This is a genomic window from Pseudomonas sp. A014 (genome assembly GCF_052378495.1).
Classification (GTDB): Bacteria; Pseudomonadota; Gammaproteobacteria; order Pseudomonadales; family Pseudomonadaceae; genus Aquipseudomonas; species Aquipseudomonas machongensis.
The window spans coordinates 3,568,106-3,589,451 of sequence record NZ_CP199001.1 but is presented as its reverse complement, the minus strand read 5'-3'; the positions used below and the strand labels follow the sequence as shown (position 1 = coordinate 3,589,451).

Genomic DNA, 21,346 nt, shown 5'->3' with positions numbered 1-21,346 from the left:
CTCGGAGATTAGCGATGAGCAAGGTAGTGATAGTCACCGGCGCCGCCAGCGGTGTCGGCCTGGAGAGCGCCAAGGCCCTGTATGGCAAAGGGTTCCGAGTAGTGCTGAGCGACCTGGACGCGGACGGCGCCCGGCAGGCCGCCGAGCAGTTGGACCCGCACGGTGAAATGGCGATCGGTGTGGCGATGGACGTGACCCTAGTCGAGGCCGTGCAGGTCGTGGTAGGGCAGGTCGTGCAACGCTGGGGGCAGATCGACGCGCTGGTCAACAACGCCGGCCTGCCGCAGGAGAACCGCCCCTTCGACAGCCTGACCGACGCCGACTGGAACCGTCAGTTCGCCGTTAACGTAATGGGCATCGTGCACACCTGCCAGGCCGTTGCCCAGCACATGCGCGAGCGCCGCCAGGGTCGCATCGTCAACGTCACGTCGGTGGCCGGCAGCCGCGCGCGCCCAGGTATGAGCGCCTACTGCGCGGCTAAGGCAGCGGCCGTGTCGCTGACCCAGACTCTGGCCCTTGAGCTGGCCGAATTCGGCGTGACGGTGAATGCGGTGGCCCCGGGTTCGCTGGAGACGCCCATGTTCGCCAAGTTCCTGCAACCCGGCGAGAGTTGGGAGGCGGCGATGCAGCGGTACTTGCCACAGATCCCCCTGCACCGCCTTGGTTCGGCGCAGGAAATCGCCGAGACCATCGCCTGGATGGTGGCCGACGCGCCGGGCTTCATGACCGGGCAGAACCTGTTGGTCGATGGAGGCCGTTGCCTCTGACCACCTGCACGTCCCGCTCGAACTAGCTGTCACCACGGAACCGCCCGCGGCTGCCCCTGGGCATCGCCGCTGGCTTCCTGCGCCTTGAAAACAACAACAAAAGGTAGGTACCCCGATGAACGCAAGCAAGACACTCCTCAGCCTCACCCTGGCCCTCGCCGGGATTCCCGGTGCTTTCGCCGCCGAGGCCTTCGCCAAGGATTCCCCCTGGATGCTCGGAGACTGGGACGGCACGCGGCAGTCGCTCAGCGAAAAGGGAATCGAGTTCACTCTGGGCTACATCTTCGAGCTGGGCTCCAACGTGCACGGCGGCTACGACAATGATCGCACGATGCGCTATGCCCACCAGTTCTACCTGGGCAGCCGCTTCGACCTGCAGAAGCTGATGGGCATACCCGATGCCGAGTTCCAGGTGGTGGTCACCGAGCGCAGTGGCCGCGACCTCACCCTCGACCGCGTGGCCGATCCCAGGGCCGGTTTCATCTCCGCGTCGACCATGGAGATCTACGGTGCCGGCCAGACCTGGCGCCTGACCAAGCTGTTCTACCGCCAGACCTTCCTCGACAAGGCGCTGGACCTCAAGTTCGGTCATCTGCCGGTGGGCGACGACTTTGACGTCACCACCTGCGAGTTCCAGAACTGGACGTTCTGCGGCTCGCTCGGCGGCCATGGTGCCGGGGTCTGGTACAGCGCGCCGGTCAGCCAGTGGGGCGGGCGGGTGAAATACAACTTCACGGGGGAGACCTACGCGCAGGTGGGGGCCTATGAGTTCAACCCGACGCTGCTGGAGCCGAACAACGGCTTCAAGCTCAACACCAGCGGGCGCCGGGGCACGACCTACCTGGCGGAAGCGGGCTGGACCCCGAAATTCGACAATGGCCGCCTGCCGGGCGTGTACAAGGTCGGCGCCTATCGCAACACCGCGCTGATCGCCAACGCCCTGGACGACATCAATGGCAACCCGCAGCCGCTGACCGGCCAGCCCCTCGACCAGGACCGCGGCAAGCACGGCTGGTATGCCTATGCCCGCCAGCGTCTGACGGCCGACAAGCAAGACCCGCGGCGTGGCCTGAGCGTCTTCGCGCACTACTCGGCGAACGACAAGCAGATGGCGGTCCCGGACTACCAGACCGAGTTGGGCATGGTCTACACCGGGGTGTTCGCCAGCCGTCCGGAAGACGATCTGGGCCTTGCCATCGGCATGCAGCACATCAACCCGGCCTACGCCAAGCGCATCCGCCTGCAGAATGAAGTCGCTGGCCTGACCGACTACCACGACCCGGCCTACCGCCCCTTGCGCAGCGCCGAGTATGCCGCGGAGATCCACTACGGGTTCAAGCTGACGCCTTGGCTGACGGTGCGGCCCAACGTGCAATACGTGGCGCACCCTGGCGGCGCCTACCAGGTCGATGATGCCGTGGTGGTGGGCTTGCAGGTTATTACCCAATTGTAGGACGCGTAGGTCAAGTAACGAGGATTCATTGGATCTGACGACGCCAATGATGTCAGGGGTTTATGACGGAGGCGCAGCCGTCCCGGGCTAGGAGCTCGGGATCGCTGCGCCTATGCCGTGGGATGCGCCAGTGACGATGGTGACTTTGGGTTCGATGGCGCTCATGTGATTGCTCTTTAGCAGCTAAAAGCAGCTAACCGGAGAGGAAAAGATAATAGGCCCAGAATCGCCAAACAATATTCCATAGCGAAGCGGCGCGCCATTCGGCAGAACTAGCACGGCTCAACGATTCGTCATCTGGGAAGCTAGGCTACAGCGACTGCAGCCTAAAACACGCTCGCGGTTAAGGCCCGGGCGGAATCGCCTAGCATGGCTGCCGGACAACCCCGAAGTTCATGGTATTCAGCAAGCGGAGCGGTTGGTGTCACTCAAAGCGTAGTGCAGACCAATAGCGCGGAAGTGAGGCACGCCCCGGCTTGGGCCAAGGGCGTGATTCGTGAGTGTCATCAGCCGGCAGTGGGCTGTGTGTCTATGGTCAAGGCGCTGCCGTGATGGGTCAGCGGACGGTTGCCGACGAGGCCTCGCAGCAGCACGTAGAACACAGGCGTCAGGAACAGCCCGAACAGGGTCACGCCGAGCATGCCGGAGAAGACGGTGATACCCATAATCCGACGAATCTCAAACCCTGCGCCGCTAGATAGTATCAACGGGATCACGCCCATGATAAACGCGCAGGAGGTCATCAGAATCGGGCGCAGTCGCAGTCGGCTGGCTTCCAAGGCGGCTTGAAGCGGCGTTCGCCCCCCCAGTTCAAGTTCCCGTGCGAACTCGACGATCAGGATCGCGTTCTTCGCTGACAGGCCGATCAGCACCACCAGTCCGATTTGCGTGAAGATGTTGTTGTCGCCGCCAGTGATCCAGATGCCGGCCAGCGCCGCCATCGCACTTAGAGGTACGATCAGAATAATCGACAACGGCAGAGTTAGGCTTTCGTACAGCGCTGCGAGGACCAGGAACACCAGCAATATCGCCAGCGGGAAGATCCACAACGAGCCATTGCCGGCGAGGATCTGCTGGTAGGTCAGGTCGGTCCACTCGAAAGCGATGCCCTGCGGCAAGGTCTCGGCGGCCACGCGCTCCACCGCTGCGCGTGCTTGGTCGGACGAATAGCCCGTGGCGGCGGTGCCGCTGACATCGGCAGTGGGGAAGCCGTTGTAGCGCATTGCCCTCTCGGGGCCCGCGCTCGGGCGCACGCGCAACAACGCCGAGAGGGGTACCATCTCGTCGCTGGCTGAGCGCACGCGCAGTTCGCCGATGTTCTCGGCTGTGGCGCGGAACTGTGCGTCGGCCTGGGCACGCACGGTATAGGTGCGGCCGAAGCGGTTGAAGTCGTTGACGTACTGGCTCCCCAGATACACCTGCAGCGTCGAGAAAATGTCCGGCACCGCCACCCCGAGTTGCTGAGCCTTAGCGCGATCGACCTCGGCATCGAGCTGCGGCACGTTGATTTGGAAGGTCGAGAACAGGCCTGACAGCTCGGGCTGCTTTGCCGCTTCGGCCAAGAACGCCTTCACCGCCCGGTCCAGTTCCACGTACCCCAGCGGCCCTCGATCCTCAATCTGCAGTCGGAAGCCACCGGTGGAACCCAGCCCGCGCACCGGCGGTGGCGGGAAGATAACGATTCGCGCGTCCGGTACTTTGGCGAACTCGGCATTAAGGCGGTCACGGATCGCGGAGGCCGTCTGCGTCTTGCCGCCACGCTCGGCGAACGGTTTGAGGTTGATGTAGGCCACGCCGGCGTTGCTGCTGTTGACCAAGCCGTTGATCGACTGTCCGGGGAAGGCCAATGAGGCGCGCACGTCCGGATCGCGCAGCGCGATATCGCTCATCCTCCTGATTACCGTTTCTGTGCGGTCCAGCGTGGCGCCGTCGGGTAACTGCGCGCTGGCGATCAGGAAGGTGCGATCTTGAGGGGGGACGAAGCCTCCTGGCACTACGTTAAACAGTAGACCGGCCAGCGCGAGTAGTAAGATGTAGATGCCCATCGCCGCGGCGCGGTGACGGACTACACCGCTGAGCCGATGGCCGTAACTCTCGCTGCTTCGATGGAAGAGGCGGTTAAAGACTGCGAACAAACGCCCGAAGAGCTTATCCATAATCCGTGTGAGGGCGTCCTTCGGCGCACCGTGAGGCTTGAGCAGCAGCGCTCCCAAAGCTGGCGATAAGGTAAGCGAGTTGATCGCCGAGAGCACTGTGGAGATGGCAATGGTCAGGGCGAACTGGCGGTAGAACTGGCCGGTTAGGCCGCTGGCGAAGGCCAGCGGCACGAAAACTGCCGTCAGTACTAGGGCAATAGCTATGATCGGCCCGGTAACTTCGCGCATCGCATGGTTGGCGGCGTCCTTCGGTGATAAGCCCGATGCAATGTTGCGCTCGATGTTCTCGACCACAACGATAGCGTCGTCCACTACGATGCCGATGGACAGCACCAGCCCGAACAGGGTCAGCGTGTTGATCGAGAAGCCGAGAATCGCCATCACGGCGAATGTGCCGACGATTGACACAGGCACCGCAATCAGGGGGATGATCGACGCCCGCCAGGTTTGCAGGAACAGGACCACGACCAGGACAACGAGCAGTACTGCCTCGAATAGCGTGGTCACCACCGCGTCGATTGAGGCGGTGACGAACTGTGTGGGATCGAAGACGATCCGGTAGTCCACGCCGTCCGGCATCTCGCGCTTGAGTTCTTCCATCGTGCTGCGCACATCCTCGCCGATCTGGACGGTATTCGACCCGGGTGCCTGCAAGACGAACAATGCCGCCGCGGGCTGGTTATCCATCAGGGCCCGCGAGGCGTACTCGGCTGCGCCCATCTCGATGCGGGCAACGTCGCGCAGCCGCGTGATCGCGCCGTCCGCGGCAGTGCGCACGATGATGTCGCCGAACTCCTGTTCGTCGCGCAGACGCCCTTGAACATTGAGCTGTAATTGGTTGACGGTAGTCGGTAGGTTGGGCGTGCTACCGACCATGCCGGCGGCGGCTTGGACGTTCTGGGCGCGGATAGCCGCCGTCACGTCAGAGGCCGACAAGCGGCGCTCTGCGATTTTCTGCGGGTCGAGCCAGACCCGCATGGAATAGTCGCCGGCACCGCGAATCTGGATCTGGCCCACGCCGGATATGCGCGCCAGGCGGTCGCGCACATGAAGCAGCGCGTAGTTGTGCAGGTAGGCCATGTCGTAGCGACCATCCGGCGAATACAGATGTACTGTCAACGTGAGGTCTGGCGTGCTTTTGATAGTGGTCACGCCGAGCCGGCGTACGTCCTCGGGCAGACGGGCCTCTGCCTGGTCCACGCGCGTCTTGACCCACTGCGTCGCTAGGTCAGGGTCGGTACCTAGCTTGAAGGTAACCGTCAGTGTCATCAGGCCGTCGCTGGTGGACTGGCTACTCATGTAGAGCATGTCCTCAACGCCGTTGACCGCTTCTTCGATCGGCGTGGCCACAGTCTCTGCGATTACGGCCGGACTGGCACCAGGAAACCGTGCGTTGACGATGACGGTTGGTGGGACGACCTGCGGGTACTCGGCCACCGGCAGGTTTTGCAGCGCTACCAAACCAGCAATCAGGATCAGTGTCGACAACACCCCGGCGAAAATCGGCCGGTCGATGAAAAAGCGTGAGAGGTTCATCTCCGTGTCCTCAAGGATTGGCGGCCAGCGCGGCGACCTGTACAGGCTGCGGCGCTACCTGGGTACCTGGACGCACCCGTTGCAGATTACCGATGACGATACGCTCGCCGCCCTGCAGGCCGGTGGTGATCACGCGCTGACCGTCAACAGAGGCGCCGATGGTTACCTCGCGATAGGTGGCTCGGTCGTCCTCCCCCAGCACCAGCACGTAGCGGCGATTCTGATCGGTGCCGACCGCCCCTTCCGGTACCAGCAAAACCCGTTCGCGTCGTGCGCTGCCCATGCGGATGCGCGCGAACTGACCCGGCGTCAGCGCTCCATCGGGATTGCTAAAGCGAGCACGCATCCTCACGGTGCCGGTCATGCTGTTCACCTGATTGTCGATCAGTTGCAGGCGACCGGCGATGCTGGCGCCCGTGCCGTTAACCTCCGCCAGCACTGGCACGTTGCTGAGGCGGCTGCGGTCGCCGCCTATGCTGGCCAGGGCATCGCGGACCGAATCTTCGTCCACCTCGAAGCTGGCGTAGATCGGATCGACCGACAACAGCGTGGTCAGGACCGGCGCTGACGGTCCGGCATCGACGAGATTGCCCACCGTGATCTCGCGGCGACCGACCCGTCCGGCGATTGGGGCTCGGACCTGGGTATAGCTGAGGTTCAATTCCGCGGCATGAAGCTCTGCACGTGCCATGCCCAGTTGCGCCTGCGCTTCACGTGTCGCGTTCACCGCGCTGTCGCGGTCACGCTCGGACACGGCGCGTACCTGCCATAGCCTCTCCGCGCGTTCGCTGTCGCGTTGGGTATAGATGCGTCGTGCCTCCGTCGCCGCTAGTTGCGCACGCATGCGCTCGACCTCGGCTTGGTAGGGCGCTGGGTCGATGACCAGCAGCGGCTCGCCCATATTGATCAGCGCGCCTTCCTCGAAGTGGATCTCCTTCACCGCACCCGAAACTCGCGCGCGCACCTGCACGGCCTCGACCGCCTCGAAGCGACCTGGGTAGTCGCGCCATAGATCGGACTCTACGGATTGCAAGGTCATTACCTGTGCCGGAATTGCATTGTCCACAGTGGGCGTCTGAGCCGGCTGCGTTCGCGAGGTTTGGAACAGTAGAAGCAGTGAGACGATCACGACGCCACCTGCTGTCAGTGATGCGATGAGCATCCGTACGCCACGCTGGCGCATAGGGGAGGGCGTGCCTGTGATCGGTACGCTGTCTCCAGTGTTGGAGGTGGATTGATTATGCATAACGCTCGCCGGGAAAATGACTGGTATCAGCAACCATGTCTTTATCTCCCGCAACTCGCGCAGCGATAAACAGGTAAACCCGCGAAGCACTGTGAAGCGGTTCTAAACAATACGCGAGCGGCTCATCGTGATAACTTATGAAGCTGGGCTGAACAATTTGTGCGCAGCCTCCCTCTATGGAGAGAAAACATGCGCCAGGATCAACTAGATGGACTGATTGCCTTTATCACGGTTGCCGAGATGAAGGGCTTTACCTCTGCCGGCGTGAAGCTCGGTGTTTCGACTTCTGCAGTCAGCCAGGCTGTTCGTACTCTGGAGGAACGGCTCGGACGGGCGCTCTTCAACCGCACCACCCGTAGCACCAGCTTGACGGAGGATGGCGAGCGTTATCTAGAGCTGGTTCAGCCGGCGGTGGAACAATTGATTGCCGCCTCCGCTGAGGTTGGTCGCGAGTCCGAGTATCCGTCCGGCCAACTGCGCATAAACGTGCCGCGCGCGGGACACCTGATCGTGCTGCAGCCGATGCTGCGCCGCTTCATGGATAAGTACCCTGACATAAACGTCGAGATACGGGTCGAGAATCTGCTGGTCGATATTGTCTCCCAGGGATACGACGCCGGCATCCGCTTCGGCCAACTAGTCGAAAAGGACATGGTGGCCGTGCGCGTCGGTCCGCTGATGAGCACACACATCATATGTTCGCCGGATTATCTTGAGCGTCATGGCGTGCCTGAGCACCCCTACGATCTGCGCGACCACGACTGTATCAACTTCCGTCACATCACAACGGGAATGCTCGAACGCTGGGAGTTCGTTCGCGGCGACGAGAAGATCGATCTTGTTGTGAGCGGTCGCCTCACCGTCAACGATTCCGAAATTCTTGTGCGCTCCGCGCTCGATGGGCTGGGGATCGCTAACATGATCAACGGCTACATCGAGCCGTTCGTCGAGAACGGCCGCCTAGTGCGATTGCTGACCGAGTGGAGCCCCGAGATTCCGTCGCTGCACCTGTACTATCCAGATCGACGCCGCGTGCCGGCCAAGCTGCGTGCATTGATCGACTTCCTGCGTGCGGAGCGCGACATGCCCGTGCGGACCGGCAACCTAGTGCTCTAGCAGGCGCTGGCATGCGACTCGTTCCTGGAGTCGTCCCGTGTGGGAAAGACTACGTTCTGATACTGCTCGTGGGCTAATCCCTTCGTACCGCTCGTCCATCCTGCAACCAAAGCACACGATCGGCTGCCAGCATCGCCGCGGGTCGATGAGCGATAACGATGCGTGTTTGCTGCGGCCGAATTCCCGCGATGCTGGATAGCACACGCGACTCGGTTTCCTGATCCAGCGCGGACGTAGCTTCATCAAGTACGAGCACCGGCGCATCGACGAGCAATGCACGCGCCAGGGCAATGCGTTGGCATTGACCGCCGGAAAGCCTCGCACCGTGTTCGCCAACTAGAGTGTTATAGCTATATGGGAGCTGCACGATGAATTCGTGTGCACAGGCAGCAAGAGCGGCGGCGACGATCTCCTCTTCGCTCGCCTGGGGGCGGGAGTAGGCGATGTTATCGCGAATGGAGCGATTCAACAGCGCGGGTTCTTGCGCCACTACGGTCACCGCGCGACGCAGCATCGGTAGCGGGAGCGTCGCGATGTCCTGTCCGTCGAGCGTGATGCGGCCATCATGCGGAGTGTGGAAACGCTGCAGCAGGCGCGCAAGTGTAGACTTGCCGACACCGCTGGCACCGGTGATGGCCACAGTCTCGCCGGGACGTACATGTAGCTTGAAGCCTTTCAATATGGGCGTGTCTGCCTCGGGGTAGGCGAAGTCCACACCCTCAAAGGTAACCGCCCCAAGCCAGTTGCAGCCTTCTTGGACAGGCTCATCCCTATTGTGTTCTTGAGGTAGGCGGGCGAAGGCCAGCGCGTCGGACGTATCTTCAAGCCCCCTTTGCAGGGCGCGAAGGTTATCACCGAACCCGCGCAGATAGCCGCTCATTAGCAGGAACGACGTCACTGCAAACGCGACTTCTCCTGTGCCGGCCCGGCCTTGTGTCCACGCGCTCAGCGCCGTCCCGCTTAAGGTTGCCAGCAAAGTCAACAGCAGCAGGTTCTGCACGAGCCCGAGGTCAACGAAGCGCCGCCACATCAAGCTCATCGAAGCACCCCAGGCGCTTGCCATGTCGGCCATTAACTGACGTTCACGCGCTTCCGCAACATAACCCTTCACCGTAGAGGCGGCGGCCAGTACCTCGGCCGCCAATCCGCCCATCGCTGCATCGGTGGCATTCGCCTTCAGGCCTACGGGGCGAATCCAGCGTGTACCTGCCACCAAGTTTCCGGTGATGTATGCGCTGGTCACGAGAAGCGCCAAGATGCCCGCTGCCGGCTCGCGCCAACCGACCATCGCGATGATTCCCAGGAGGACCAGCAAAGCCGGCACGACGTGGATCGTCGCCGCGTCGGTTACCGCATCGTAGCCGTCCATCGCGCGACGCAGCCGACGCGCGATGGCGCCGGAGGGTTGTGTCGTATGCCAGGCGAGCGGGGCTGCCAGCACGTGATCAAAGCTCTCCAGTAGAACCGTCTGCATGTTGCGCGCTGCCAGCGGTATCCACAGGCGATGGGCCAGATTCCGGCTGATAGTAAAGCCTGCGAATACCGCCAGCAGCATCCACCAGTCCTTCCAGACCGTGTGGGAATCCATGTTTTGAGCAACGGCGTCAACCAGCTGCGAGGCTGCCCATGGCAGGCTCAGATCGAAGCCGGTAGCGGTCAGGGTCAATGTCACGCCTAGCGCGAAGCGTCCGCGCTGGCGCAGCCACAGCCTTGTGACGAAGGCTAACACCTGACGATAGCCGGGCGATGCGCTTTGAGCCCCGCTTTGTTGATCGCTTATCATGAAACTTCCGTTGTCCGTCATCGCGACGGCTGGACGCTGGGCGGCAGTGCGCCCAGCGTCTTGGCGTCGAAGAATGCCATAGCATTATTGATAACTCCGTTCTCCAGGCGCATGAACCTAGCGTAGTTATCTACTGAGGGCCGACCGTCGTTGGCGACCGTCTCGCCGTCTAACAGCTCCACCAAGTGGGTACTGGCGGCAGGGATCTGCCGCATGCTTGGTGACACGGGACGTGACACGCGGGCGTTGATCAGAACGATGACTTTGGCGAGGCCCCTGCGGGTTCCGCCGAAGGTCAGCGAGGTGTCGGCGATCATCCAGTGCGCCTTCGGCGCCAGGAGATCGAACACGCCTTCCTGAGCGTTGCGCCAGCGATTGAAGGCACCCCGGATCGGGCATTTGCTGCGCTTTGAGTCGGAGGTTGAGAGTGTGCCTGAAGCTTGAGGCATGAGGCTCTCCAATGGTGCATTTAAAAAAGGCAGAGCGGCGAACCAGCCCCAGAGGATGAAGGTGCAGCAGAGTGCATGGAGCGAGTGCTCCTTCGCATGTTTGCTGCCCAAACTAAGCCCGTGCGCCGAACGGCGACGCGGGTCTTGAACCGCGGACCGCGTGTCGATGTATGTTCGACGCGGCGGCGGAGTCTAGCAAGACGGCAGCGGCGCAAGACCTCTGAAGCGATGCTTACCAATAGCGATTACCAAGTTTATCTTCACAGGGCTTCGCCGAATGAACTACTTATCGCAACGTCAGTGCGGAAATAACGTGGAGGCCCTCGTTGTAATAGGAGCCTTGCTGTGAACACTTCCGAATCATCCCGCCTGTTCTTCATTACTGGCGTTTCATCCGGTTTCGGCCGCGCCATCGCCGAGGCAGCGTTGGCCGCTGGCCATCGCGTCGTCGGCACCTTGCGCAGGGAGGACGAGCGCGCCGCTTTTCAGGCGTTGTCCCCCGGTAAAACTCAGGGGGTATTACTTGACGTCACCGATTACAAGGCGGTGCAGCCGACGGTAGATTGGATCGAGCGGGAAGTCGGGGCGATCGACGTTCTCGTGAACAACGCCGGCTACGGCCACGAAGGTCTGGTCGAGGAATCCAGTCTGGATGATCTGATAAGGCAGTTCGATGTCAACGTGTTCGGTGCCGTCGCCGTCGCCAGGGCGGTGCTTCCTTACATGCGCGGTCGCCGCCGAGGTCACATCGTCAACATTACTTCCATGGGTGGGATGATCACCTTCGCGGGCCTGGGCTACTACCACAGCAGCAAGTTTGCCTTGGAGGGTTTGTCCGAGTCGCTCGGCAAGGAAGTGAAGCACCTCGGCATCCACGTGACCGCCGTAGAGCCGGGAGCGTTCCGCACGGACTGGGCGGGACGCTCAATGGTTCGCGCGCCGCGCTCCATTCCCGACTACGACGAGGTGATGGATCCTCTGCGTGCGCGGCGTATGAATGGCAGCGGCAACCAGCCGGGGGATCCTGCGAAGGCGGCTGCGGCCATCCTAGCGTTGGTCGAGTCGCCGAATCCCCCGGCGCATCTGTTGCTCGGCTCCGACGCGCTGCGTCTGGTGGAGGAGAAGCTGGCGGACCTGCGCGCGGACATCGATGCGTGGAAGGCCGTCACCTTGTCCACCGACTTCCACTAAGGGTACTTGCAGCATGCCCAACGCCAAGCTGGACCCGATTGAGACACCTACTAACCCGGCCAGGCTTGCGCGACATCACCGCGTCGGTCTGCTCGGCGTGGTCGCCGCTGTCATCTGGGGCAGTTTTCTGACCGTCTCTCGCCACGGCATTGACGAGGGGCTGCGTGGCAGCGACCTGGCGTTCCTGCGGTATGCAACCGCCGGCCCGCTGCTGTTGCCAGTGCTGCTGCGCCGATCGCCATTGACGCTCGGCGGTATAGGATGGCGCCGCAGCGTGGTGATGGCGCTGCTGGCGGGACCCTTATTCGTCCTTATCAGTGCCAGCGGTTACCTGTACGCGCCGCTCGCGCATGGCGCGGTGATCCAGCTCGGCGTGCTGACGCTGGCCAGCATCGCTTTGTCGGCCTGGCTGCTAGGCGAGCGTCTGCAGCTGTCGCGACTTCTGGGGCTAGCGGTGCTAGTCGCCGGTCTGGCAACGATCGCCGGGCCGGCAATCTTCTCCGGCGGCTCGCTCGCATGGATCGGCGACCTGATGTTCGCCACAGCGGGCGCCATGTTCGCGACGTTCACCGTGCTGGTGAGGCGCTGGAAGATCACGGCGCTTGACGCGACGGTAGTCGTATCGCTGCTGTCCGCCGTCGCGTATTCGCCGATCTACCTGCTGTTTGAGGGCACTGCGCGCCTGGCCTCGGTGTCGCCATCGATGCTGGTCGAGCAGGTCCTCGTGCAGGGCGCGCTGTCCGGCATCGTCGCGTTATTCGCCTTCGCCCAGGCCGTCCACCGGATCGGTGCAGGGCGCGCTGCGCTGTTCCCGGCGCTGGCGCCCGCTGTCGCCATTCTGATAGGTATTCCGCTGGTCGGCGAGCTACCGACGGCGGCTCAATGGTTGGGCCTGGGCATTGTCACCAGCGGGTTGCTCGTCGCCTTGCGTACTCCGGTGCAGGTCTCTTCCTCACCAGCCGCCGCAGCCGAAGGCGTGGCGGCGACTACTCCAAGGAGCCAATGATGAACGTTCCCGTACCCACTACCACTTTAGCACCAGCACCGTACAGTTTCGGTGAGCTGTTGATCGATGGCCGCTGGTGCTCCGGCGCTGCTGGTACCGTGCTGAGTGACATCGCCCCCCTATACCGGGCAGACCCTGCTCGAAGTCGCGCAGGCCGACTCATATCAACGACCTAACGGCCGTAGACCTAGCAAACATGCCGTTCGGCGGCGAGAAGAACTCGGGCCTGGGGCGTTTCGGTGCCCAGGGCGTGATTGGCGAGTTCACTATCGAGCAATGGATTTCGGTGCAGGAAACGCCGCGCACTTATCCATTCTGAGCCATCGATTTCATTCACCTCCTAAACAGGAGAAACATCCATGAGCAACATAAATGCCTCAGCCGCTGGCACCTTTCGCATCGGCGGCGACATCGAGATCAACCGCCTCGGCTATGGTGCGATGCGGCTCACCGGCCGCGGCATTTGGGGGCCACCCACAGACCGTGGCGAAGCTCTGCGGGTGCTGCGGCGTCTGCCTGAACTGGGCGCAAACTTCATCGACACAGCCGACTCCTACGGCCCGGACGTGTCTGAGGAACTGATCCGCGAGGCGCTGCACCCCTACGACGGCATGCTTGTCGCGACGAAAGCAGGCCTGACACGCAGTGGGCCAGATCAATGGACGCCCAACGGGCGCCCTGAATACCTGATCGGCCAGGCGCACAAGAGCCTGCAGAACCTCGGCGTGGATCGTATCGATCTGTGGCAATTGCATAGGATCGATCCGCGCGTTCCCCGCGACGAGCAGTTCGGCGCGGTTAGTCAGTTGATCGACGAGGGAATCATTCGATTCGCGGGACTGAGCGAGGTATCTGTGGCCGATCTCGAAGCAACGCAGGGCTTTTTTAAGGTGGCGACGGTGCAGAATCGATACAACCTGGTGGATCGCGGCAGCGAGGACGTGCTCGAATACTGTGAGAGCCACGGCATCGGGTTCATCCCCTGGTATCCACTAGCGGCAGGTCTCCTGGCGCAGTCCCGGTCCTCGCTGGCCGACGCCGCTCAGCGCCATCAGGTGACGCCGGGGCAGATCGCGTTGGCCTGGCTTCTACGGCGCAGTCCCGTATTACTGCCGATCCCCGGAACAGCTCGCGTCGAACATCTGGAACAAAACGTCGCAGCAGCAGCGATTACGCTGTCTGATGAGGAGTTCCGAGCCATTGGCCAGGCCGTCTAACGTGCCTTCAGGTACGACTGTGCGGGCGGTTGCCCCAATGCGTTCCAGCGGAGCCAGTCCTCGCTGTGCCGGTGAATTGCATATCGCGCTGCAGTTGCAGCTTGATCACGGTACCGAAGGCCAGGTCGGCATTGCTCATCCTTGCACCGATCAGTACGCCGCCGCCGGAGTTGGGCTTGTGGTAGCTGAAGGGCGTCATGGGTTCTGCCCTCGTTGTGGCTGGGCCCCGTCCGTTATCAATGGTAAGGCTTCTTTCACTGCTGCGACGATGTTGCAATAGGCGCCACAGCGGCAAAGATTGCCGCTCATCTGCTCACGAATGGCCTCGCGGGTGTCTGCACGCCCTTCGTGAACCAGCCCGACTGCAGAGCAGATCTGCCCCGAGGTGCAGTAACCGCACTGAAGCGCATCGTGGGTCATGAAGGCGTGCTGAATGGGGTGCAGGACGTCGCCGCTGGCCAGCCCTTCGATGGTCACGAGGTCGACCCCGTCGGACATGATGGCCAGGGTCAGGTAGGCTTGGTACCGACCAGGTCCAATTGCTCACGCAGCAGGTCGAGCAAGGTAACCCAAGGATGCACCGCAGTGTTCGGGGCTGACCATTGAGGGTCAGAGATTCAGTCCCATTGGAAGAGATCGCGCTCATGGTGAAGTCCTCACGGTCAGGGTTCGCGCAGTCTGCTGCGTCTCTGTTGTGCGACCGGGCCGGCTGGTTGAACGTTCAGCCGGCTCGCCGAGATGCCGATCACTTCTTGCCAGGCAGTACCGCGCCGAGCACCTGCTTGGCTGTCTGCACGATGATGCCCGCCTGGTCGGGGTCGCCCTTGAGCAAGGTGCTGGCAAACTTCTTCGCCTGCTCCAGCTTGATGTGGGGTGGCAGGGGCGGCACGTTCGGGTCGGTCTTGAACTCGATCAGTACGGGCCGATCAGCAGCCAGCGCACGCTCCCACGCAGCGGCAACGTCCTCTTCGCGATCTACGTAGATACCGTGCAGACCAATGGAAATGGCGAACAAATGGTAGGGCACGTCAGGGATCGACTGCGAAGCTTCGAACTTGGGGTCGCCCTCCATGACCCGTTGTTCCCAAGTCACCTGGTTGAGGTCCTCATTGTTGAACACGGCACAGATCCAGTGGGGGTTGTCCCACTGCTGCCAGTATTTGGCCACGGTGATCAGTTCGGCGAGGTTGTTCATCTGCATCGCCCCATCGCCCACCAAAGCAACCACAGCCCGTTGCGGGTAGGCGAATTTGGCTGCAATTGCATAGGGCACGGCTGCGCCCATGCAAGCCAGGCCGCCGGACAACGAGCAGCGCATCCCCTGGCGAATCTGCAGGTCGCGGGCAAACCAGTTGGCACAGGAGCCGGAGTCGCTGGTGATGATGGCGTGGTCGGGCAGGCGAGGGGACAGCTCATGGACCACGCGTTGCGGGTTGATCGGGTCGGCCTTGACCAGGGCGCGCTTGGCCACGGTCTTGTCCCATTGCGCACGCCAGGTCTCTACCTTGTCGCGCCAGCGCCGGTCGGTCTTGTGCTCAAGTAACGGCAACAGTGCGCGCAATGTTTCGCTGGCGTCGCCGACCAAGTTGACCTCCATCGGGTAGCGCAGGCTGAGCATGTCGGGTTGCAGGTCGATCTGCACGCCACGCGCCTGGCCTTCTTTGGGCAAAAACTCGGAATAGGGAAAGCCGGAGCCGATCATCAGCAAGGTGTCGCACTCGATCATCAGCTGATAACTGGGTTCGGTGCCGAGCAGGCCGATCGACCCGGTGACCCAGGGGAGGTCGTCTGGCAGCACAGCCTTGCCCAGCAGCGCTTTGGCGACCCCGGCGCCGAGCTTTTCGGAAATTGCAATGACCTGTTCTGTCGCCTGCAGTGCGCCGGCACCCACCAGTAATGCGACCTTGCGCCCGGCGTTCAGCACATCGGCGGCGCGTTGCAGGTCCTCATCGAATGGCAGCACCTTGGGCTTGCTGTAGCCAATGCCGGAATGCACCGTACCGTGGGCCCTGGGCGGTTCGTTGTAGGGTAGGTCCTGAAGGTCGTTGGGGAGGATGATGGCGGTCACGCAGCTTTCGCCGACGGCCGTACGCACTGCACGGTCGAGCAGGTGGCGCACCTGCTCCGGTGTCGATGCCTGCTGGACGAACGCACCGGCGACGTCCTTGAACATCGACAGCAGGTCCAGCTCCTGCTGGTAGTGCCCACCCAATGCCGCACGGGCCTGTTGACCCACGATGGCCAGCACCGGCTGGTGGTCCATACGTGCATCGTACAGACCGGTAAGCAGGTGCGAGGCGCCCGGTCCGGAGGTGGCGATGCACACACCGAGCTCGCCAGTGAATTTGGCATGGGCGCTGGCCATGAAGGCGGCCATTTCCTCATGGCGGGCCTGGATGAATTCAATCTTGCCGTTGGCCCGGCTCAGCGCGCCGAATACACCATTGATACCGTCGCCGGGGTAACCGAAGATGCGCCGTACGCCCCATTGATACAAACGCTCCACCAGAAAGTCGCCTACCGTGCCGGTCATTGCCTGCTCCCGTTCTGTTATCGATAGGCGTCTGGACTTGGCACGTGCCGGGAAAGTTTCAACGGTATGCGCAGCGGCCTGCCGGCTGGAACCCGGCAACAGCCGGCGAGTTCGAAGGTGTATCGATGACTCGATAAGGAAAAGCATCATGACGCGCATGAATACGGAAAATGCCAACGTGCAGGTCTTGTATTTCGAGGACGATGGCGCAACCCCCAACAGCCGTTTTCCCGTACTGCTCTACCGGTTGAAACTTGATCCGTCGGGGGACACTGCCAGCGCGTTCGAAGCGCTGTTTGCGGCTCACCAATGGACCCCGCTCTGGCGCTCAGGGATTTTTGACTATCACCACTTTCACCCTAACGCTCACGAGGCACTCGGGATTGCCTGTGGGCGGGCCCGATTGACGCTTGGCGGGGAATACGGGCAGAGCGTGAGCGTGGAGCGGGGTGATGTGCTGGTGCTGCCAGCAGGCACGGGCCATCGCTGCATCGAGTGCAGCGATAACTTCCTGGTGGTCGGCGCCTATCCTCATGGGCAGGAAGACTACGACATTCAGCGGCCCGACAGAGCAGCACACCCGCGCAATCTCGCTCGCATCGCCCAGGTGCCGTGCCCTGAACAAGACCCGGTCTGCGGTATTCGGGGCATGTTGATGACGCAATGGCATTGAGTGTGAGGTTAGTGAGCCCTACGCTGCACCGACTTTTTCCGATCACCCCTGTTTCTGCAGGGCTTCGACCAACTGGGCCTTGTTCATGCTCGAACGCCCCTTGATGTCTTTGCTGCGCGCCTCTTTCATGAGGCTTTCCTTGCTTTGCGATTCCAGCGACGCGCGCGAAGTGCGTGAATGCCCCTTGCGAGATTCAGCTGCGCGCTTGGCTGAATCCGTGCGTGCGGACTTCTTCTCGCGCGACGGGGTGCTGCTCTCCGAGCCTCCCGGCTTTTCACCACCACCCGATTGTTTGTTCACGGTGGCCCAGGCGCGCGCTTCGGCTTCGTCCTTGCCCGCGCCCTTGTCCTCGTACGATTGCTCGATGTGTTCGGCCTTGCGCTTCTGCTTGTCCGTATACTTATCCTTATCACCGCGTGGAATGGCATTCACTCCTGAGTGAGTTGCTTGATCAATGGCGAAACTGAAACGCCGGGCCATGAACGGGAGATCCACCGCCAGTTGGCCATTCCACCTAGCTGCCCGATCCTGCACCTGATCCACTACCGGTTGAGCCACCGCTATCACTCGCCACGCTGCATCGCTGCTAGCACCTCCAGTACCGGCGGAGGCAGAGTTGGTATCGGTGCCGTCGCCTCCTGTGTTTCCCGTTGCGCGTTGCCCGCAACATGGCCCGTGGCTGCGCCGAAGTCATTCACATCAGCTTCCGTTCTGCCGAAGTCGATGCCGCATCCTTCCCGAAGGTCTAAGTGATCGGCGACATCGCTAACGCCGTGTGGCAGATCAGTGAAGCGCTGACCGAAACCTCACACTGGCACTTCACCAGCCTGATGGCGATCCGTGAAGCCAACGAAGCGCAGATCTCCGAAGGTGTAGACGATGACCGCTTCCCGGTCTAACCGCAGCGTCTGGACGCCGACATCCGTCGTGCGTTGCCGTCCGAAGGCATCGTCGCCCTGGACAACGCCCTGGCGACCATGGGGGCCGGCCTGCCGTCGGCCCTGGCCGCGTACTTGGTGCGCCCGGACCGCCCAGTGATCTCGGTATGCGGCGACGGTGGCTTCATGATGGACAGCCAGGAGCTGGAAAGACGTGTCTCGTAAGAAATGCACAAGGCAGCAGATAAGTAAGCGCTCCATGAACCCCACATTCAAAGCGCTTACCTGATCCCCGATGCTGTGCTTCCGATTTCTTTCTGGAGCCTGCCGACGATGATGCGCCCCGACGCCAAAGTCGAAAAAGTCTATCTCTACCCCAAGCCCGTCGACTTTCGAAAATCCATCGATGGCCTCGCAGCCTTGGTTGAACTGGATATCAAGGTGGCCGTGTTCGACCCGGTTCTTTTCGTGTTCCTCAACAAGCCGCGCAATCGCGTGAAGATCCTCTATTGGGAGCGCAACGGTTTCTGTCTCTGGCTCAAACGCCTGGAATCCGAACGCTTCAAAACCTCGCCCGACATCACTGACGAAGCCATTGTCCTGACTGTTCAGGAGCTGAACTGGCTACTCGACGGCTTCGACCTCTGGCGCAATCGTCCGCATCAGGTTTTGACCCCTCGTTTCGTCGCCTGAATCGGTATAATCCTCGGCATGAATTCCATGCCCGATGACCCTGTCCTGCTCAAGCAAATGCTCCTTGAGGCTTACGCAGCACGCTCGCGTGAGCAGGAAGTCAAAAAAGCCTACGCCACCCACATCGTTGATCTGAAAGAACAGATCAAGTTGCTGCGTGATCGTCTTTTTGGCCGCAAGTCCGAGCAGGCCATCGACCCCAACACGCCGCAACTGGCGATGTTCAACGAGGCAGAAAGCGAGCCTCTGTTGACGGTGGAGACGCCGGATGAAGAAGTCGTCACACCAGCGCCACGCCGGGGAAAACGCAAGCCACTCTCGGCTGATCTGCCGCGTATCGAAGTCATCCACAAACTGCCTGAACACGAACTGACCTGTGCATGCGGTTGCCGCAAGCATGAGATCGGTGAGGAAATCAGCGAGCAGCTGGATATCGTGCCGATGCAGATCCGCGTGCTCAAACATGTCCGTAAGGTCTACGGCTGCCGGGGTTGTGAAGTTGCCCCGATCACGGCAGACAAACCGGCTCAACTGATCGAGAAGAGCATGGCCAGCCCGAGCGTGTTGGCGATGTTGCTGACCACCAAGTATGTCGATGGCTTGCCGCTGCACCGTTTTGAAAGTGTCCTGAGCCGGCACGGTATCGACATTCCACGACAGACACTGGCGCGCTGGATTATCCAATGCAGCGAACATGCCCAGCCGCTGTTGAATCTGATGCGTGAGCGATTGCTGGAAAGTCCGGTCGTCCATTGCGATGAAACCCGTGTCCAGGTACTGAAAGAACCGGATCGAGACCCGACCAGCCAATCCTGGATGTGGGTGCAAGTCAGCGGGCCGCCTGACCGAAAAGTCGTGCTGTTCGACTACAGCTCCAGTCGGGCGCAGGAAGTGCCGTTGCGCCTGCTGGAACGTTATCGCGGGTATGTCATGACGGACGATTACGCCGGCTATAACGCGTTGGCGCTGCAGCCTGGCGTGGAACGGTTGGCGTGTATGGCGCATGCCCGGCGCAAATTCGTCGACGCTCAGAAAGTGCAGCCTAAAGGCAAAACCGGACGGGCCGATGTCGCACTGACGATGATCAACAAGCTGTATGGCATCGAGCGCGAACTGAAAGATGCCAGTGACGAGCAGCGTTTTGTCGCGCGACAGGCGCAAGCCTTGCCAGTCCTGAGCCAGTTGAAAAGTTGGTTGGACAAGGCCCAGTCCCAAGTCACGCCGCAAAGCGTGCTGGGCAAGGCCGTGAATTATCTGGCGAATAACTGGAGCCGGTTGGTGCGTTACGTCGAGGCTGGTTATCTGCCAATCGACAACAATCTGGCTGAGCGCTCGATCAAGCCGTTTGTCATCGGTCGTAAGGCCTGGCTGTTCAGCGACACGCCCAAAGGCGCCACGGCCAGTGCCCAGATCTACAGCTTGGTCGAGACTGCAAAGATCAACGGCCAAGAGCCTTATACGTGGCTGCGCCACATACTGGAGCGACTGCCCCACGCACAGTCTGTAGCAGACTATGAAGCGCTACTGCCGTGGAACTGCTCGCCGGAGATGCCACGGTAACTGCGACTTCCTATTCGCGGTAGGTGGGGTTCATGGATCGCTTACGCAGATAATGCGCTCTCTGGCCAATCATTCCCCTCGCACGGTGGTGACGGAGGCCTGTACCGGCTTGCACTGTTTGGCTCGAGAACTCATGGTCATGGCGCATGAAGCCAAGCTGATTTCGTCTCAGATCGTTAAGTCTTTTGTCAAGAGCAACAAAAACGACTTCGTCGATGCTCAAGCCATATGCGAAGCCGCTTGCGACTTTCCATGCGCTTTGTGACGCCAAACAGTCTAAGCAGCAAACACGTTCTGTTTCTCATCGGATGCGTGAATCATTCTGTGTGAAGTCTATAATAATTGGCTTAGATGACGGCGTGCGTAAGCAAATTTCCGATCAAGGGTCCGCTTACTTAGACCGGGTACGCCGGGGAATCGTGTAGTAATGGCCTCAACAACTGCGGACTGGTTTTTATAGATCGACTGGATTTGGCCATTTTTTGACTTGCCTAATACAACCATGAGTAGGGCTCCAATGATCGTATAGTGTATGGCCGAGAGTGGCTCAGGCTGTTTACCGGGCATTTGAGTCTCGTCCAGTATACGGCTATTTGTGCGAACTCTTGACATCCCATCGTTGAGGCGAGCAGATTCGCTCCGGCGTAGCATTTCAAGCTCTCGCTCCGCTGCATCTCGATCTGCTTTGAGGCCTAGATAAGCTCCTAGGCTTACGCATTGCGAGTGATCAGTGTTCTTCGTAAAAAGAAAATCCGGCTTTTCGTCCGGGTAGTACCGTAATATCCAAACACGGAGATCGGAGTGACGAACGGAGATATATGCACGTTCGATGGTGTCGTGTGGCAACACTTGATGCGCTAGGTATGTCGCTGGTAATTCGCCAAAAAATATCGCATCGTATATGCGCTCAATATATGCATGCAAACATGGCCATTGTGGGAAGTGCGTTAGTAAGTTATCTGGATGAGGTAGAGCTACCTCCAAAATTTCTTGCTGATGGTCAGTGAGGCCACACCAGCGTATTGCTGCATCGATTGGATGATATGTACTTTGAGGAGAGACCATGGTGTAGCCTCCTGCTAGAAGAAT

At 61.0% G+C, this 21,346-nt stretch carries 16 protein-coding genes and 4 pseudogenes; 12 read left to right on the top strand and 8 right to left on the bottom strand.

The genetic code is table 11. The features are described 5' to 3' along the window. Positions 1 to 14: 14 nt before the first annotated feature. Positions 15 to 767, top strand: coding sequence for an SDR family NAD(P)-dependent oxidoreductase (locus ACTYOL_RS16435; protein WP_444756648.1), 753 nt, complete (start codon positions 15 to 17; stop codon positions 765 to 767). A 115-nt stretch (positions 768 to 882) separates the two neighbouring features. Continuing rightward, positions 883 to 2,220 (top strand): carbohydrate porin, encoded by a 1,338-nt coding sequence (locus tag ACTYOL_RS16430; RefSeq protein WP_444756647.1) that lies wholly within the window; start codon positions 883 to 885, stop codon positions 2,218 to 2,220. Between the two features lie 506 nt (positions 2,221 to 2,726). Here the strand turns inward: ACTYOL_RS16430 and ACTYOL_RS16425 are convergent. Both ACTYOL_RS16425 and ACTYOL_RS16420 read right to left on the bottom strand, forming a co-directional pair. Continuing rightward, entirely contained in the window at positions 2,727 to 5,912 is a 3,186-nt protein-coding gene (locus tag ACTYOL_RS16425; RefSeq protein ID WP_444756646.1) for an efflux RND transporter permease subunit, read from the bottom strand. Positions 5,913 to 5,922: 10 nt separating this feature from the next. Further along, on the bottom strand, positions 5,923 to 6,951 hold the full coding sequence (locus ACTYOL_RS16420; RefSeq protein ID WP_444756645.1) for an efflux RND transporter periplasmic adaptor subunit: 1,029 nt from the start codon (positions 6,949 to 6,951) through the stop codon (positions 5,923 to 5,925). 396 nt (positions 6,952 to 7,347) lie between these two features. On the opposite strand from ACTYOL_RS16420, the gene ACTYOL_RS16415 reads away from it, so the two are divergent. Then, entirely contained in the window at positions 7,348 to 8,274 is a 927-nt protein-coding gene (locus ACTYOL_RS16415; protein WP_444756644.1) for a LysR family transcriptional regulator, read from the top strand. 73 nt (positions 8,275 to 8,347) lie between these two features. Here the strand turns inward: ACTYOL_RS16415 and ACTYOL_RS16410 are convergent, their stop codons facing one another. Next, positions 8,348 to 10,057, bottom strand: a complete 1,710-nt coding sequence (locus tag ACTYOL_RS16410; protein ID WP_444756643.1) for an ABC transporter ATP-binding protein — start codon at positions 10,055 to 10,057, stop codon at positions 8,348 to 8,350. Between the two features lie 17 nt (positions 10,058 to 10,074). After that, positions 10,075 to 10,617 (bottom strand): hypothetical protein, encoded by a 543-nt coding sequence (locus tag ACTYOL_RS16405; RefSeq protein WP_444756642.1) that lies wholly within the window; start codon positions 10,615 to 10,617, stop codon positions 10,075 to 10,077. 234 nt (positions 10,618 to 10,851) lie between these two features. On the opposite strand from ACTYOL_RS16405, the gene ACTYOL_RS16400 reads away from it, so the two are divergent. The 4 genes and pseudogenes from ACTYOL_RS16400 (at position 10,852) to ACTYOL_RS16385 (ending at position 13,920) form a co-directional block, all read left to right on the top strand. Beyond that, a complete protein-coding gene (locus tag ACTYOL_RS16400; protein WP_444756641.1) occupies positions 10,852 to 11,697 on the top strand; it encodes an oxidoreductase in 846 nt (281 codons plus the stop codon). A 13-nt stretch (positions 11,698 to 11,710) separates the two neighbouring features. Further along, the gene (locus ACTYOL_RS16395; protein WP_444756640.1) at positions 11,711 to 12,703 is read left to right on the top strand and encodes a DMT family transporter; all 993 of its coding nucleotides are present in this window, start codon (positions 11,711 to 11,713) and stop codon (positions 12,701 to 12,703) included. 157 nt (positions 12,704 to 12,860) lie between these two features. Next, a pseudogene (locus tag ACTYOL_RS16390) lies at positions 12,861 to 13,022 on the top strand (aldehyde dehydrogenase family protein); the annotation flags it as partial. Positions 13,023 to 13,062: 40 nt separating this feature from the next. After that, positions 13,063 to 13,920, top strand: coding sequence for an aldo/keto reductase (locus ACTYOL_RS16385; RefSeq protein ID WP_444756639.1), 858 nt, complete (start codon positions 13,063 to 13,065; stop codon positions 13,918 to 13,920). Positions 13,921 to 13,927: 7 nt separating this feature from the next. Here the strand turns inward: ACTYOL_RS16385 and ACTYOL_RS16380 are convergent, their stop codons facing one another. The 3 genes and pseudogenes from ACTYOL_RS16380 to ACTYOL_RS16370 form a co-directional block, all read right to left on the bottom strand. Continuing rightward, on the bottom strand, positions 13,928 to 14,119 hold the full coding sequence (locus ACTYOL_RS16380; RefSeq protein WP_444756638.1) for a hypothetical protein: 192 nt from the start codon (positions 14,117 to 14,119) through the stop codon (positions 13,928 to 13,930). Further along, positions 14,116 to 14,566, bottom strand: a pseudogene (locus ACTYOL_RS16375) ((2Fe-2S)-binding protein). Before ACTYOL_RS16375 ends, ACTYOL_RS16380 begins: the two are co-directional and overlap by 4 nt. Positions 14,567 to 14,665: 99 nt before the next feature. After that, positions 14,666 to 16,453: a thiamine pyrophosphate-requiring protein gene (locus tag ACTYOL_RS16370; RefSeq protein ID WP_444756637.1), complete on the bottom strand. Its 1,788-nt coding sequence runs from the start codon at positions 16,451 to 16,453 to the stop codon at positions 14,666 to 14,668. Between the two features lie 148 nt (positions 16,454 to 16,601). On the opposite strand from ACTYOL_RS16370, the gene ACTYOL_RS16365 reads away from it, so the two are divergent. After that, positions 16,602 to 17,126 carry a cupin domain-containing protein gene (locus ACTYOL_RS16365; protein WP_444756636.1) on the top strand — a complete coding sequence of 175 codons (525 nt, stop codon included), beginning with the start codon at positions 16,602 to 16,604 and terminating at the stop codon, positions 17,124 to 17,126. 42 nt (positions 17,127 to 17,168) lie between these two features. Here ACTYOL_RS16365 and ACTYOL_RS16360 read toward each other — a convergent pair whose 3' ends face one another. After that, on the bottom strand, positions 17,169 to 17,549 hold the full coding sequence (locus tag ACTYOL_RS16360; RefSeq protein ID WP_444758155.1) for a termination factor Rho: 381 nt from the start codon (positions 17,547 to 17,549) through the stop codon (positions 17,169 to 17,171). A 245-nt stretch (positions 17,550 to 17,794) separates the two neighbouring features. Between ACTYOL_RS16360 and ACTYOL_RS16355 the strand changes: the two are divergent. From ACTYOL_RS16355 to ACTYOL_RS16340, 4 genes and pseudogenes are all read left to right on the top strand, one after another. Beyond that, positions 17,795 to 18,223: pseudogene (locus ACTYOL_RS16355) on the top strand (thiamine pyrophosphate-dependent enzyme); the annotation flags it as partial. A gap of 114 nt (positions 18,224 to 18,337) precedes the next feature. Continuing rightward, positions 18,338 to 18,697 carry an IS66 family insertion sequence element accessory protein TnpB gene (gene tnpB / locus ACTYOL_RS16350; protein ID WP_230384521.1) on the top strand — a complete coding sequence of 120 codons (360 nt, stop codon included), beginning with the start codon at positions 18,338 to 18,340 and terminating at the stop codon, positions 18,695 to 18,697. A gap of 18 nt (positions 18,698 to 18,715) precedes the next feature. Continuing rightward, positions 18,716 to 20,257 carry an IS66 family transposase gene (gene tnpC, locus ACTYOL_RS16345; protein WP_444756635.1) on the top strand — a complete coding sequence of 514 codons (1,542 nt, stop codon included), beginning with the start codon at positions 18,716 to 18,718 and terminating at the stop codon, positions 20,255 to 20,257. Between the two features lie 55 nt (positions 20,258 to 20,312). After that, positions 20,313 to 20,577, top strand: a pseudogene (locus ACTYOL_RS16340) (IS110 family transposase); the annotation flags it as partial. Positions 20,578 to 21,346: the final 769 nt, after the last annotated feature.